Annotated in this window: 15 protein-coding genes; 8 read left to right on the top strand and 7 right to left on the bottom strand. The window is 71.1% G+C overall.

All coding sequences use genetic code 11. The annotated features are described in order from the left end of the window. Positions 1 to 16: 16 nt before the first annotated feature. From ABD932_RS37530 to ABD932_RS37505, 6 genes are all read right to left on the bottom strand, one after another. A complete protein-coding gene (locus ABD932_RS37530; protein ID WP_345020090.1) occupies positions 17 to 142 on the bottom strand; it encodes a hypothetical protein in 126 nt (41 codons plus the stop codon). A gap of 47 nt (positions 143 to 189) precedes the next feature. Continuing rightward, positions 190 to 519, bottom strand: coding sequence for a hypothetical protein (locus tag ABD932_RS37525; protein ID WP_345020089.1), 330 nt, complete (start codon positions 517 to 519; stop codon positions 190 to 192). Between the two features lie 86 nt (positions 520 to 605). Further along, positions 606 to 1,295 (bottom strand): HdeD family acid-resistance protein, encoded by a 690-nt coding sequence (locus ABD932_RS37520; RefSeq protein WP_345020087.1) that lies wholly within the window; start codon positions 1,293 to 1,295, stop codon positions 606 to 608. Positions 1,296 to 1,384: 89 nt separating this feature from the next. Beyond that, positions 1,385 to 1,978 (bottom strand): HhH-GPD-type base excision DNA repair protein, encoded by a 594-nt coding sequence (locus tag ABD932_RS37515; protein ID WP_126393348.1) that lies wholly within the window; start codon positions 1,976 to 1,978, stop codon positions 1,385 to 1,387. 25 nt (positions 1,979 to 2,003) lie between these two features. Next, positions 2,004 to 3,491, bottom strand: a complete 1,488-nt coding sequence (locus ABD932_RS37510; RefSeq protein WP_345020084.1) for a hypothetical protein — start codon at positions 3,489 to 3,491, stop codon at positions 2,004 to 2,006. Between the two features lie 131 nt (positions 3,492 to 3,622). After that, entirely contained in the window at positions 3,623 to 4,342 is a 720-nt protein-coding gene (locus tag ABD932_RS37505; protein WP_345020082.1) for a siderophore-interacting protein, read from the bottom strand. 78 nt (positions 4,343 to 4,420) lie between these two features. Between ABD932_RS37505 and ABD932_RS37500 the strand changes: the two genes are divergently transcribed. Genes ABD932_RS37500 through ABD932_RS37485 form a run of 4 tightly spaced genes read left to right on the top strand, consistent with a single transcriptional unit; the run spans position 4,421 to position 8,451 of the window. Beyond that, positions 4,421 to 6,553, top strand: a complete 2,133-nt coding sequence (locus tag ABD932_RS37500) for a penicillin acylase family protein (RefSeq protein ID WP_345020278.1) — start codon at positions 4,421 to 4,423, stop codon at positions 6,551 to 6,553. Then, positions 6,546 to 7,211: a GNAT family N-acetyltransferase gene (locus tag ABD932_RS37495; RefSeq protein ID WP_345020081.1), complete on the top strand. Its 666-nt coding sequence runs from the start codon at positions 6,546 to 6,548 to the stop codon at positions 7,209 to 7,211. Before ABD932_RS37500 ends, ABD932_RS37495 begins: the two co-directional genes overlap by 8 nt. Next, positions 7,208 to 7,681, top strand: a complete 474-nt coding sequence (locus ABD932_RS37490; RefSeq protein ID WP_345020079.1) for a cupin domain-containing protein — start codon at positions 7,208 to 7,210, stop codon at positions 7,679 to 7,681. The genes ABD932_RS37495 and ABD932_RS37490 overlap by 4 nt, the downstream gene beginning before the upstream one ends. Beyond that, complete coding sequence (locus tag ABD932_RS37485) at positions 7,678 to 8,451, top strand: SDR family NAD(P)-dependent oxidoreductase (protein ID WP_345020077.1); 774 nt, start codon at positions 7,678 to 7,680, stop codon at positions 8,449 to 8,451. Before ABD932_RS37490 ends, ABD932_RS37485 begins: the two co-directional genes overlap by 4 nt. Before the next feature lie 82 nt (positions 8,452 to 8,533). On the opposite strand, the gene ABD932_RS37480 is transcribed toward ABD932_RS37485, so the two are convergent. Then, on the bottom strand, positions 8,534 to 8,887 hold the full coding sequence (locus tag ABD932_RS37480; protein WP_345020075.1) for a hypothetical protein: 354 nt from the start codon (positions 8,885 to 8,887) through the stop codon (positions 8,534 to 8,536). A gap of 385 nt (positions 8,888 to 9,272) precedes the next feature. Here ABD932_RS37480 and ABD932_RS37475 point away from each other — a divergent pair, with 385 nt between their 5' ends. The 4 genes from ABD932_RS37475 to ABD932_RS37460 all read left to right on the top strand — a co-directional run bounded on the left by ABD932_RS37475 (position 9,273) and on the right by ABD932_RS37460 (position 14,419). Further along, positions 9,273 to 11,027 carry a copper resistance CopC/CopD family protein gene (locus ABD932_RS37475; RefSeq protein WP_345020073.1) on the top strand — a complete coding sequence of 585 codons (1,755 nt, stop codon included), beginning with the start codon at positions 9,273 to 9,275 and terminating at the stop codon, positions 11,025 to 11,027. A gap of 223 nt (positions 11,028 to 11,250) precedes the next feature. Then, complete coding sequence (locus ABD932_RS37470; protein ID WP_345020072.1) at positions 11,251 to 12,564, top strand: ABC transporter substrate-binding protein; 1,314 nt, start codon at positions 11,251 to 11,253, stop codon at positions 12,562 to 12,564. After that, positions 12,561 to 13,538: a carbohydrate ABC transporter permease gene (locus ABD932_RS37465; RefSeq protein ID WP_345020070.1), complete on the top strand. Its 978-nt coding sequence runs from the start codon at positions 12,561 to 12,563 to the stop codon at positions 13,536 to 13,538. Before ABD932_RS37470 ends, ABD932_RS37465 begins: the two co-directional genes overlap by 4 nt. Further along, positions 13,535 to 14,419, top strand: a complete 885-nt coding sequence (locus tag ABD932_RS37460) for a carbohydrate ABC transporter permease (RefSeq protein ID WP_345020068.1) — start codon at positions 13,535 to 13,537, stop codon at positions 14,417 to 14,419. The genes ABD932_RS37465 and ABD932_RS37460 overlap by 4 nt, the downstream gene beginning before the upstream one ends. The last annotated feature ends 13 nt before the right edge of the window (positions 14,420 to 14,432 follow it).

Genomic DNA, 14,432 nt, shown 5'->3' with positions numbered 1-14,432 from the left:
CTCCGCCGCGCCCGCGTCAGCCGCGCTCCCGTTTCTGCGGGGACTGCTGCGGCTTCTCCTGCTTCACCTGCGGTTTCGGGGCGTTGCGTACGGCCTCGGCGCGCAGCAGGGCGCGCAGGACGGCGTAGTGGTCGGTGGGCATGACTGTGCTCCTTGTGTCGTACTGACTGGCCTCGTCGCGGGGGTCTGTCAGCAGCGCAGGACCACGGTGCGCAGGATGTGCGGGACGTACGGCGGCCGGGGCGGCCGTGGGGCGGGGAGGGAGAGGCGGGCCGGGACGCCCGGTGCCGGTTTCGGCAGGGGCGCGGGGCACAGTCGTACGGTGCTGCGCCGGTCGGCGCGGGCCGGTGGCCGCAGGACCGTGTCGAGGGCGTCGTGCTCGGTGGCCTCGCCGGAGATCCCGGCCACGGCGGGCACGGCGTGCGCCTGGGTGTGCGCGCCCGGCACCAGCAGGGCGAGCAGCAGCACGAGGACCCGCAGCCAGGTGCGGCTGCGCGGGAGGATGCGCGCGGTGCTCACGGGAGGTCATCTCCCCGGTGGCCGTACGGCGTTCATCGCGGCGGGCGTGAGATCCGCCCGCTCGGCGTACCGGTGCGCCGCGCCCGTCACAGTTCGTGCGGGACTTGACGGGCCCGTCCCCGCATCCGGACGCCGGTGACGATCTCGACGACGCCGACCGCCACCAGCCACCAACCGCCGAGCAGCGTGAGCACGGTGACCGACTCGATCGGGGAGTCGATCAGCACGATGCCGCCGATGATGGTGACGACGCCGAGGAGGATCTGCCAGCCGCGGGCCGGCATGGACCGGTCGGAGGCGGCGGCCAGGGTCTGGGTGATGCCGCGGAAGAGCCAGCCGATGCCGATCCACAGGGCGAGCAGCAGGATCGACTGCATCGGGCGGCGGAAGCAGAACAGGCCGAGCAGGACCGACAGGGCGCCGCTGATGAACGCCAGCACCCGCAGCGAGGTCGTCTTGTGCGTGCCGAAGGCGGCGATCAGCTGGAAGACGCCGCTGATCAGGAGGTAGAGGCCGAACAGGACACCGGAGACGAAGAGCGAGGCGTCCGGCCAGGCCAGGATCAGGATGCCCAGGATCAGGGAGGCGACGCCGGTGAGCAGGACGACCTGCCAGGCGGCGCGGGAGAGGGCGTGCAGGGGGCCTTCGAAGGGCGGCTCGGGCTCGTGGGGCGTCCCTGGCTCGCGGGATATGCCCGGTCCGGGTGGACGGCCGGCATGGACCCGGCGGTCGTCGTAGTCGCGGCCCCCGGGGGAACCGGTCGGTGCCTCGCTCATGCTCCATGCTGGGAACGAGGCCGCCCACCCCGCCATCCGGGACGGGCCACTCGACTGACGCCGGACGCGGCCGCGTCCCGGGGGGAACGCTACTTGCGGGCCGCCTTCGCGGCCTTCGCCGCCGCCTTCATCTCCTGCTTGTGCGCCCGCACCTTGGCCAGCGACTCCGGCCCGGTGATGTCGGCGACGGACCGGAAGGACTCCGCCTCGCCGTAGGCACCGGCGGCCTCCTGCCATCCCGTCGGCCGCACGCCCAGCTGCTTGCCGAGCAGCGCGAGGAAGATCTGGGCCTTCTGCTTGCCGAAGCCGGGCAGTTCCTCCAGGCGGCGCAGCAGCTCCCGGCCGTCGTCGACGCCCTTCCAGACGAGCTCGGCGTCACCGTCGTAGTGCTCGACGAGGTACTGGCACAGCTGCTGGATCCGCTTGGCCATGGACCCCGGGTAGCGGTGCACGGCCGGCTTCTCCGACAGCAGGGCCGAGAACGCCTCCGGGTCCTGGGCGGCGATGTCGTGCGCGTCCAGGTCGTCCGCGCCGACCCGGTCCGCGATCGTACGGGGCCCCTTGAACGCCCACTCCATCGGAACCTGCTGGTCCAGCAGCATGCCGACCAGCGCGGCGAGCGGGCTGCGGCCGAGGAGTTCGTCGGCCTCGGGGTCCTGGGCGAGGTGAAGGGTGACGTCCATGACCCCGATCATGCCTCTGCCCGGGTCAGTTCTCCACGTGAGGGCTGGTGAGGGCGGCGCCGAAGTAACCCTTCATCCCGCGTACGGTGATGCCGGCGCTCTTGCCGCACAGGTTGGCCGAGCCGTTCAGGACGGGGCCGGATGCCGAGCCGCGGGCGACCCAGACGCAGCCGTCGGAGTTCTCGGTGGGGGCGCCGACGACCGTCTCGGCCTTGCCGTCCTTGTTGAGGTCGACGAGGTGGACGGCCGCGCCGAACCCGTCGCCGGTCTCCGCCGTGCCGGGGACGCCCGCGGTGTCCTGGGTGTATCCGGCCGCCTTGGCCGTGGTCAGGCCGGAGGCGGAGCCGCGAAGGAGGACGGCGGAGCCCGCCGAAGCGCGCGACCCGATGGCCTCCTCGGGGGAGCCGATGAGGACGTCGGCGTACCCGTCGGCGTTGACGTCACCGACGCTCAGGGACTGGCCGAACCAGTCGCCCCACTCCGCGCTGCCGGGAACGCCGGCCGTGTCCTGGTGGAAGACCTTCGGCTTCTGCTCGGCGGTGATGCCCTGGGCACTGCCGTAGAGGACCTGGATCTCGCCGCCGCGGCGGGCCGCGGGTGTGGGTGCGTTGAAGTGGGAGTCGTCGCCCGCGATGCCGGTGACCAGGTCGCCGTAGCCGTCGCCGTTGAGGTCGCCGATCTGTCCGGCGTGTCCGTCGGCGTACGGAAGTTCGACGCCCTGGTTGACGAAGGGGTCGTCGGCGCCGGGGGCGCCCGCGTCGAGGGTCACCGGACCGCGGATGTCACCGTCGGTGGGGCCGGCCAGATAGAAGCGCTCCGCCCTGCCGTCGCCGTTCACGTCGCCCATCACCACGCCACGGGCGTTCTCCCGCCACTCGAGGTAGCTGGAGGCGGCCTGGCCGGTGCGGGTGAAGGGACCGCTGTAGGACACGACGTTGCAGCCCGAGCCGACGCCGACCTCCGGGGCGCCGTCGCCGTTCATGTCGCCGGTGGCGATGGACATGCCGAAACGGCAGTAGGTCCTGTCCTCGCCGTACCCGGCCGGAGGTGCGAGGTTCGCGCCGCCCCGCAGCCCGTTCGGCCCGCCCCACACCACGGTCACGGAGCCCCGCGACGCGGCGTCGCCGACATCCTCGCCCGGGGCCCCGACGAGCAGGTCGGCGTAGCCGTCGCGGTCCAGATCGGCGCTGGTCACGGTCCTGCCGAAGCGGTCGGACTCCTCGGCGGTACCGGGGATCCCCGTGGTCGCCTGGGTGATGACCGTGCGTCGGGTGGTGCTCACCGAGGACGCCGAGCCGTAGAGCACGACGACGGAACCGGCCTCCTCCACCGTGCCGTTGGCGGCGCCCGGCGCTCCGACGGCCAGGTCGCGATAGCCGTCCCCGTTGAAGTCGTCCTGCACGGCTGCCGTGTTGGCGCCCTTGTACGGCGCGGCGGCGGAGGACGTCACCGGAGTGAGGCTGACGGCGACGGAGGCGGTGAGCACGGCGGCCGCCGTGACTGCTCTGCGCAACGGGACTCCCAGTCTTGAGCAATGGACGTCCCAGTGGACACACCAGCCACACGAATGGTTGTACGGTCAGCCCCCCAATTGCTGTGGTCGGGCCCGCCCGTAGCTGTGGTCGGGTCCCCCAATGGTTGTGGTCAGGGCCGCCAATAACCCAGCGCGTTCACCCGCTGCTTCGGCACGCCCAGCTCCCTGCGGACGTACGCCGTGAGCGCCCGGGTCGTCGCCGTGTCGCAGGCGATCCAGACGTACGGGTCAGGGGTGCCCTTGAGGAGGTCGGGGAGGGCCTCCTTCACCTGGGCGACCAGGTGGGCTCCGGCGTCGCGCCTCGGGAGGGTCCGTATGTCGTGGCGGGCGGGCTCGGCGCGGAAGGGGAGGTCGCCCTGCTCACCCTCGAACCACACCGTCGCCGGGGCCGAGTCCAGGGCGGTGAGCAGGGAGTTGAGGGCGGGGAGCGAGGCCGGGTCGGCGACGGCGAAGACGTGGGAGGGCGCGGGGTCGGGGTCGGTGAAGCCCGTGCCGTGGATGGTCGCCTCGATCGTGTCGCCGGGCTTCGCTTCCCGCGCCCAGTCGCTGGCGCGGCCCTCGTGCAGGGCGAACTCCAGGCTGAAGGTGCCGGCCGCCGGGTCCGGGTCGACCAGGGTGTACGCCCGCTGGTGGGGCTTGCCCGCGTTGTCGAACCACAGGCGGACCCACATCGTCGGGTGGACGCCGGTCGCCGCCAGCATCCCGCCGTCCGTGAGGTGGACGCGGCGGTAGTGCTCGGTGACGTCCTCCGCGCCCGTCACCGTGAACACGAAGTCCTTCGCGCGCAGCAGCTTCAGGACCGCGCCCTCCCAGCCGTGCCCCTGCGCCATGGCTTCTTCACCCTTCAAGTACGATTCCTGCCCAGATTACTTAGGGAAGCCTAACCTAAAGCATTGGAGGGACACAGGGTGACGGGTGAGATCTACCGCGACGCCTGGGGCATTCCGCATCTCCGCGCGGACGACGTGACCGAACTCGCCCGCGCCCAGGGCCGGGTCACCGCCCTCGACCGGGCCTGGCAGCTGGAGGTCGAACGGCACCGCGCCCGGGGCACGTCCGCGTCCTTCCTCGGCGCCGAGGCGCTGCCCTGGGACCGGTTCGTCAGACGGGCCCGCCTGGACGACACCGCGAGACGGTGCTTCGCCGAGCTGGAGAGACGGGACCCGTCGACGGCCGGGTGGGTGCGGGCGTACGTCGACGGGGTCAATGAGGGGCTGGCCGAGGGCGCCCGCCGTACACCGGAGTTCGCGAGGGCCGGCCTCGCTCCCGGCCGCTGGGAGCCCTGGACCCCCCTCGGCGTCTGGCTCGGCATCCACATCCTGTTCGCCGGCTTCCCGGCCAAGCTCTGGCGCGAGCAGGTCGTCCGGCATCTCGGCGCGGACGCGATCGGGCTGTTCGCCACCGACGGACCCGGCACCTCCGGCAGCAACGGCTGGCTGGTGAGCGGCGAACGGACCGTCACCGGGCACGCGATCATCGCCGGCGACCCGCACCGCTTCATCGAGGAACCCGGCGTCTACCAGCAGATCCACCTCTCCTGCCCCGAGTTCGACGTCGTCGGCCTCGCCGTCCCGGGTGTCCCGGGCATCGCCCACTTCGGCCACACCGGCACGGTCGCCTGGGCCATCACCAACGCGATGGCCGACTACCAGGACCTGTACCGGGAGCGGCTGCGGCGCACCGGGGCGGGTGTGGAGGCCCTGGGACCGGACGGGGTGTGGCGGCGTGCCACGCGGCACACCGAGGTCGTGGAGGTGGCGGGGGAGGAACCGGTCGAGGTCGAGGTGATCGAGACGGAGCGGGGGCCGGTGATCATCGGGGGGCCTGAGGGGTTGCCCGAGGAGCACGAAGCGTTGTCCGAGGGGCTGGCGGATGGTCTGCAGGAAGGTTTCTCCCCACCCCTCGCCGTAGCCCTCCGCTACCCACCCCGCGTCACCGCCGACCTCGGCTTCAGCGCTCTCCTCCCCCTCCTGCGCGCCCGCCGGGTCGCCGACGTCGACCGTGCCGTGGACCTCTGGGCCGAGCCCGTCAACGTCGTCCAGGCCGCCGACACCGAGGGCGGCCTGCTGCACCGGGTCGCCGGAAGGGTGCCGGTGCGCTCCGCGGCCAACCGCGCCCGGCTGGTGCCCGCCTGGGAGCCCGGCCACGACTGGCAGGGTTGGCACGAGACGCCCCGCGGCGGCCTCACCGACGGCATCGCCGCCATGGCCAACCAGCGAGGCCTCGCCACTCCCCTGGGCGTCGAGTTCGCCCCGCCCCATCGCGCCGACCGCATCACGGAGCTGCTGGGGGAGAAGGCCCGCTGGTCCGCCGCCGACATGCCGGCGATCCACATGGACACCCGACTGGCGTCCGCGGAACCCCTGTTGGACCTCCTGAGCTCCCTCGACACCCTCACCCCCGAGGCCGCCCGCATCCGCCGGGCCCTCCTGGCCTGGGACCGCCGCATGGACGCGAGCAGCGAGGCCGCGGCCCTGTACGCGGAGGTGCGCGGGGCGGTCGTACGACGACTCGCCGCGCACCCCGCCTTCGCCGCGCTCTCCTCCCCGCCCGCCTACCCGGAGGTCCTCCTCCCCTGGCTGGCCCTGCTCCCACGGGTCGGCTTCGCCCTCGAACACCTGCTGCGTGCCGAGGAGTTGTACGGCATCGACCGCGCCGAGGCGGTCCGCTCCGCGGTGGAGGAGGTGGCCGCGGAGCAGCCCACCGCAGACGGGCGGACCTGGGGCGACACCCACCGCCTCGCCCCCTGGCGGGCCCTCCCCGACCCGTCGTACGACGCGCCCGGCCTCTCCGGCGACCACGACTGCGTACTGTGCACCTCGGCCGTCCCCGGCCTCACCGACCTGAGCGTGCGAGGCCCGGGCGCCCGCTACGTCTGGGACCTGGCCGACCGCGAGGCCAGCCGCTGGGTGGTCCCGCTCGGCGCCTCCGGAGTTCCGGGTTCCCCCCACCACCGCGACCAGCTCCCCCTGTGGCTGGGGGGAGAACTGGTCCCGGTGCTCACCGATTTCACCCAGCTGACGAAGGAATCCGATGTCTGAGCGGTCCGCGACAGTCCCCGCCCCCGAAGCCGTCTCCGAAGCCGTCTCCGAAGCCGCCCCCGAGCGCACCCCCGAACCCGTCCACGAACAGGCGGTGGACGGCTTCGGCACCGTCCGAATCCGCCCCCTCGACCCGTACGCCGACGCCGAGGTCGTCCACGGCTGGGTGAGCGAGGAGCGGGCCGCCTTCTGGGGCATGAACGGCCTGACCAGGGACCAGGTGGCCGAGATCTACGCCCACATGGACACCCTGGACACCCACCACGCCTTCCTGGTCCTGCGGGACTCCGACCCGGTCGCGCTCCTCCAGACCTACGAGCCGGAGGCCGACCGCGTCAGCGAGTGCTACGACGTCCGCCCCGGCGACATCGGCGTCCACCTGCTGCTGGCGCCCGCCGGTGCCGGGGGCGGGCGGCCCGGCTGGACCTCGTCGCTCCTGATGGTGATCACGTCGTACGTCTTCCTCACCCTGGGCCGGCAGCGGGTCGTGGTGGACCCCGATGTGCGCAACGAGAAGGCCGTCGCCCGTTTCCTCAGGCAGGGCTTCACGGCGGGCCCGGCGGTGGTGCTGCCGGAGATCGACCTTCCGGAGGTGCACATACCGCGGAAGGACGCCCAACTGGCCTTTCTCGACAGGGCGGTAGCCTTCCCGGCGTGACCCCTGAAGACCTCGTCGCGCACTACTCACTGGAGCCGATCCCGCGGGAGGGCGGCCTGTTCCGGCGCACTTGGGCAGGACCGGAGCTGGCCGACGGGCGCCCGCAGGGCTCGGCGATAGTCGTGCTGCTCACCGCGGACGACTTCTCGGCCCTGCACCGCCTGCCGTCCGACGAGGTCTGGCACTTCTATCTGGGCGACCCCCTGGAACTCCTGCTCCTCGCCCCCGACGGCACGTCCCGCACCGCCGTGCTCGGCCCCGACCTGCTGCACGGCCAGCACATCCAGCTCACCGTGCCCGCCGGTACCTGGATGGGCGCGCGGGTGGTGACCGGCGGGTCCTGGGCGTTCTTCGGCTGCACGATGGCACCGGGCTTCACCTACGAGGGCTACGAGCACGGCGAGTCGGCGGAGCTGACGGCGCGGTATCCCGCGGAGGCCGCGCGGATCGCGGCACTGTGCCGCCCATGAGCGGACGCGGACTCCTCGAAGGACAGGTCGCCCTGGTCACCGGTGCGGGCGGGGGCATCGGGCGCGGGATCGCGACGCGGTTCGCGCAGGAGGGGGCGGCCGTCGCGCTGCACTGCCGTACGGCGGTGGAGGCGGCGGGGGAAGTGGCGTCCCGTATCCGGGAGTCGGGTGGACGGGCGGTTGTGCTGCGGGCCGACCTGACGGACGAGGAGGCGTGCCGGCGGGTGGTGGCCGAGGCCGCCGAGTGGGGGGACGGGCGACTGACCGCGCTGGTCAACAACGCGGGCGTACAACCGACACGGGGGCTGCCGGGCATGACGGTGGCGCAGTGGCGGGCGGTCGTGGACACCAACCTGTCGAGCGTCTTCGCGTGCACGCAGGCCGCGGCCGAGGTCATGCGGGGGCAGGACGGGGGTGGTTCGGTGACCCACATCGCGTCCATCGAGGCCAGGGGTCCGGCGCCCCTGCACGCCCATTACTCCGCCTCCAAAGCGGCGGTCGTGATGCACGCCCGCTCGGCCGCCCTGGAGTACGGCCCGTTCGGCATCCGCGTCAACACGGTCTCGCCCGGGCTGATCCACCGGGAGGGGCTGGAGGAGGCCTGGCCGGAGGGCGTGCGGCGGTGGGAGCGGGCGGCGCCGGTCGGGAGGCTGGGGCGGGCGGAGGACGTCGGGGACGCGTGCGTGTTTCTGGCGTCGGGGCTGGCGTCCTGGGTGACGGGGCATGACCTGGTGGTGGATGGTGGGGTGTCGGCGGGGCCGGGGTGGTAGCCGGTACGCCTGGAAACGCCGAGAGCCCCGGATCTCTGCGGGGCTCCCGATCTGCGTGCACTCGGCACTGAGGACGCTGGACCTACGCGCCGGCCGGCTCAGGGGGTTCCTCGGCCGCTGCCTTGCCGCGGCCGATGGTCATGGACCAGCGCACGGTCGTCGGTGCATCGACGGAGACGGTCCCCTCGTCCTCTGCTCCGGCGATGTCCACCTGGTTGTGGATGGTGCTCACTTCGCTGTCGAGGCATTCCAGTGGAAAGGAGACGGCAGTTGGTCGCACGGTGACGTTGATGGTCCCGTCCCCTTGGCATCGCACGGCGACGATGAGCGCGTCGCCTTTCTTCCCCTTGCCGAACTCGAGGCTGCGACTACCGTGCGTCTCACCCTGCTCCAGGGCAACGGTCTCGGTCGGGTCCAGCTCTGGAGGCTGCGCCACGGACGGCTCCGTGGAGTCGCCGGACGGGCCAGTCTCCGTCTCCACAGGCCCGCTGGGCGTGGAGGACTTCGCGGGCTCCTCCGCGTTGGAGGTGTCTGCGGAGCAAGCAGCCGCGGGAAGTACCGCAGCAACCGCAAGAAGGCTCAGGGCAGCCAGAGTTCGGCGAGACATTTCACTTCTTCCAGGTGGCCCGGTCTACACGCCGGGGCGTGTAGAGCGTAGTCACCGCGCAAAACCGCCGCCGGGCGCTGAGCCCGAACGCCTTCCCATCCGTACCTCCCCCCGAGGCCTCAAGTCCGACGACGGAGATGTGACACACGTGGGGTGCGATGACCGACGACAACCGCGGTGCCGAGCCAAAGGGCGGCGCGGACTTCAACGGCTGGTGCTGTTGGGCCCCCTGCTGGTCCTGTTCCTCCTCGGCGGCACAAGCCCCGCGTCGGCCCACGCTGCCCTCCGCTCCACCGACCCCGAGGACGGAAGCCTCCTCAAGTCGGCCCCCCGCCACCTCACCCTGAGCTTCACGGAGTCCGTCGGCCTGCTGGAGGACTCCTTCCGCGTCCTGGACCCGGACGGGCGCCGGCTGCGTACGGGAGAGCCGCAGCACGGCCCGGACAGCAGTGACACCGCCCGGGTGACGCTGCCGGCGAAGCTGGCCCAGGGGACGTACACCGTCGCCTGGCGGGTGGTGTCGGCGGACAGTCACCCGGTCTCCGGCGCGTTCACCTTCTCCGTCGGCAAACGGTCCCTCGCCATGGCCCCGGTCGACACCGGCCCCACCGAGGACCCGGCGACCAAGAGCCTCTACAACATCGCCCGCTATCTGGCCTATCTCGCCGCGGCCCTGCTCATCGGCACCGCGACGTTCATGGCGGTCTGCCGCCCGCCGGACGCCCTCGTGCTCGCCAGGCTGCTGAGGACGGGCTGGTGGACGCTCCTCGCCGCCACCCTCGCCCTGCTGGTGCTGCGGGGCCCGTACGAGGCGGGTGAGGCCCCGCTGGGGGCCCTGAGCGCCGACTCCCTCACCCGCACCCTGACCAGCCGCCCCGGCGTCGTCCTGCTGGCCCGCCTCGCGCTCCTGCTGGTGGCCGCCGTCTATCTCGTACGGCTGACCAGGCGCCGCCGGCCCTACGGCTGGACCGGCGCCGCCCTCGCCGCGGGCCTCGCCGTGACCTGGGCCGCCGGCGAGCACGCCTCCGCGGGCATCCAGGTGCCGGCGGCGATGACGTCCTCGGCCCTGCACCTGCTCGCCACGGCCGTCTGGCTGGGCGGCCTCACGGCCCTGCTCGTCACGCTGTACCGCGCCCACCTGACGCCGGCCGCCGTCACCCGCTTCTCGCGCCTCGCGTTCGCTTCCGTGACCGTCCTGGTCGTCACCGGCGTCTACCAGTCCTGGCGCGGCCTCGGCTCCTGGGACGCGCTCACCGGCACGACGTACGGCAGGCTCCTGATCCTCAAGCTGGCCGCGGTGGGCCTGCTGCTCGCGGCGGCGGCCGTGTCCCGCCGCTGGACGGCGCGGCTCGCGACGGCGGACGCGGAGGCGGAGACGGTCGTGCGCGAGAAGGTTCCCGAGCCGGTCGGGGGCCCGCCCCTGCCGGAGGCGCCGGGCGAACGACCGGAAGGCTCGGCACCGGTGGACGACGAGCACGCGGCACACCTCACGCACCGCCGCGCCCTGCGCCGCTCCGTCCTCGCCGAGGTCGCGGTCGGCGCCGCCGTGCTCGCGGTCACCACGATCCTCACCAGCACGCTGCCCGGCCGGGCGCAGGCCGAGGCGGCGGCGCAGTCGCCCGCCGTGGTCGGCGCGTCCGTCACCAACGTCCCGTTCGACGTCGGCACCCCCGGCGGCCGCGGCAAGGTCCAGATCACCCTCGACCCGGGCCGGGTCGGCGACAACTCCATCGAGGCCCTCGTCTTCGGCCCCGACGGCGGCGTCTCCGTCGTCCCCGAGCTGCGGATCTCCTTCACCCTCCCGGCCAAGGACATCGGCCCCCTGGACGCCGAGCTCACCGACAAGGGCGGCTACTGGGGCAACAGCTTCCTCAACCTGCCCATCGCCGGGAAGTGGGAGATGAAGGTGACCGTGCGGACGTCGGAGGTCGACCAGGTGAGTGAGACCCGCACGGTGGTCGTGCGCTAGGGCCTGTCCTGGTCCCGGCTCCCCCGGGAAACACGTACGAGGGTTCAAGATCGGTTCGGGATATCGGTCACGTTTCCGAAACGGCGATCGACATCTCTTGACGCATGACCTGACATACGGCTGTTATTGCGCCACCGTGTTCGGTCAAGTTGATTTCTGATCGGTTAAGAGGGACTTCAGCGAGCCCACCCTCACGATCGAACCCTGCCCTCAGGAGCCGTAGATGCACGACCTCTCTCCCTCCGGTCTCTCCCTCCCCTCGCCCAGCCGCCGCACCCTGCTGCGCGGCGTCGGTGGCGCCGCCGTACTCGGCGCGGGCATCCCGCTGCTCAGCGCCTGTGGCGGCAGCGGTACGGCGAGCGACCCGAAGACCGTCACCCTCGGCTCCAAGGCGTCCGACCCGGTGCCGAAGAAGGCGTTCGCGGACATCTACGCGGCGTACAAGAAGAAGTCCGGCATCACGGTCGACGTGAACACCAAGGACTCGAACACCTTCCAGGAGCAGATCAACTCCTACCTCCAGGGCACGCCGGACGACGTGTTCACCTGGTTCGCCGGCTACCGGATGCAGTTCTTCGCGGCCAAGGGACTGGCCACGCCGATCGACGACGTCTGGAAGACCATAGGGGGCAACTTCCCCGAGGCGATGCACAAGCTCAGCAAGGGCGAGGACGGCAAGTACTACTTCGTGCCGCTGTACACGTACCCGTGGGCGCTCTTCTACCGGAAGAGCGTCTTCCAGGAGAAGGGCTACGAAGTCCCCACCACGTGGGACGACTTCGTCGCGCTGTGCAAGCAGATGAAGAAGGACGGGCTGGTGCCCATCGCCTTCGGTGACAAGGACGCCTGGCCCGCGCTCGGCACCTTCGACCAGATCAACTTCCGCCAGAACGGCTACGACTTCCACGTCGAGCTGATGGCCGGCAAGGCCTCCTGGACCGACGCCAAGGTGCGCAAGACCTTCGACCTGTGGACCGAGATCCTCCCCTACCACCAGGAGGGCGCCACCGGCCGCACCTGGCAGGACGCCGCCCAGACGCTGGCCTCCAAGAAGGCCGGGATGTACCTCCTCGGCACCTTCGTGGCCCAGCAGTTCACCGACAAGGCCGCCCTGGAGGACCTCGACTTCTTCGCCTTCCCGGAGATCGACCCGGCGTACGGCCAGGACACCGTCGAGGCGCCCACCGACGGGTTCATGATGAGCAAGAGCCCGAAGAACAAGACCGAGGCGGTCAAGCTCCTCCAGTACCTGGGCACCTCGGACGCCGAGGACATCTACCTCAAGTCCGACCCGAGCGTGGTGCACGCCTCCACCAACGCGGACACGTCGTCGTACACCGCCCTGCAGAAGAAGGCGTACGACATGATCGCCGGCGCCAAGTCCCTGACCCAGTTCATGGACCGCGACAGCCGGCCCGACTTCACCTCCACGGTGATGCAGCCCGCGCTGCAGAAGTTCGTCCGTGACCCCAAGGGCGTCGACAGCCTGCTGTCCTCGATCGAGCGCCAGAAGAAGACGATCTTCGCTTCCTCATGACCACGAACACGACCAAGGAGATCCCGGAGGCGGCCACTGTGCCGCCTTCGGGCGCTGCCCCCGCCAAGAAGGTGCCTCACGGGCACCGCCGTCTGCTGACCCGACGCGACCGGCTCACCCTCGGTCTGATGGCGGGTCTGCCGACCGTCCTGCACATCGCCCTCGTCTGGGTGACCGCCCTCGCCTCCATCGCGCTGGCCTTCACCACCTGGGACGGCATCGGCTTCGACTCCATCAAGTGGGTCGGGCTGCAGAACTTCAAGGAACTCTTCGAGCAGAACCCGCAGTTCTGGCCGGCCGTCCAGCACAACGTCATCTGGTTCGTCGTCCTGATCGTGATCCCGACCCCGCTCGGCTTGTTCCTGGCCGTGCAGCTGGACAAGAAGATCCGGTTCAGCAGGGTGTACCAGACCGCGTTCTTCCTGCCGGTCGTGCTGTCGATGGCCGTCATCGGCTTCGTCTGGCAGCTGATCTACAACCCCGACACCGGCCTGATCAACAGCCTCATCGGGGCCAACGAACCCGGCAAGTACATCGACTGGATCGGCGACCCGGACCTCAACCTCTGGGCGATCCTCGTCGCCGCGTCCTGGCGGCACACCGGCTACATGATGATCCTGTACCTGGCCGGCCTGAAGGGCGTCGACCCCTCGCTGCGGGAGGCCTCCGCGCTCGACGGCGCCAACGAGTGGCAGACGTTCAAGAACGTCATCTTCCCGACGCTGCGCCCCACCAACACGGTCGTCCTGGTCGTCACCATCATCGAGGCCCTGCGCGCCTTCGACCTGGTCTTCGTCTTCAACAAGGGTGCCGAGGGCACCGAGCTGCTCTCGATCCTGGTCACCAACAACATCATCGGCGAGTCCAGCCGCATCGGTTACGGCTCCGCCATCGCGGTCGTCCTGCTGCTGATCTCCCTGATCGTGATCATCCCCTACCTGGTGGCCACCTTCCGGAAGGAGCGGCGCGCATGAGCACCAACGCCATGACCAAGCCCCGTACGCCCGTCCGCCCCGCCCGGATCCTCCTGCACCTCTTCCTCGCCGGCGCGGCGCTGGCCTGGCTCGCGCCGCTGCTCTGGGCGATCTACTCGGCGATGCGGCCGTACGCGGAGACGAGCGAGAAGGGCTACGTGTCCTGGCCGGACACGCTGAACTTCGACAACTTCACGAACGCGTTCACGCAGTCGGACATGAGCCACTACTTCGTCAACACCATGATCATCGCCGTCCCGGCGGTGCTGTTGACGCTGTTCCTGTCCTCGATGGTCGCCTTCTACGTCAGCCGCTTCGACTTCCGCGTCAACCTGGCGCTGCTGCTGGTCTTCACGGCGGGCAACCTGCTCCCGCAGCAGGTCATCATCACCCCGCTGTACCGCCTGTACCTGCTGGTCGACCTGCCCGGCATCACGATGAGCGGCAAGCTCTACGACTCCGCGCTCGGCCTGGTCCTGATCCACGTCGCGTTCCAGTCCGGCTTCTGCGCCTTCGTGCTCAGCAACTACATGCGCACGCTGCCGCACGAGCTGACCGAGGCCGCGCTCGTCGACGGCGCCTCGGTGTGGCGGCAGTACTGGCAGATCGTGCTGCCGCTGTGCAAGCCGGCGATGGCGGCCCTGGCGACGTTGCTGTCCATCTGGATCTACAACGACTTCTTCTGGGCCCTGGTCCTGATCTCGACCGGCGAGAACATGCCGATCACCTCGGCGCTGAACAACCTCACCGGCGCGTACTTCACGGACCCGAACCTGGTCGCGGCCGGTGCGTTGCTGACCGCGATCCCGACGCTGATCGTCTACTTCGTGCTGCAGCGGCAGTTCGTGAGCGGTCTGACGCTGGGCGCCAACAAGGGCTGACCGCGCCCGACGA

Source organism: Streptomyces shaanxiensis, assembly GCF_039537145.1.
Lineage (GTDB): Bacteria > Actinomycetota > Actinomycetes > Streptomycetales > Streptomycetaceae > Streptomyces > Streptomyces shaanxiensis.
This window is presented reverse-complemented; position numbering and strand designations above follow the sequence as displayed.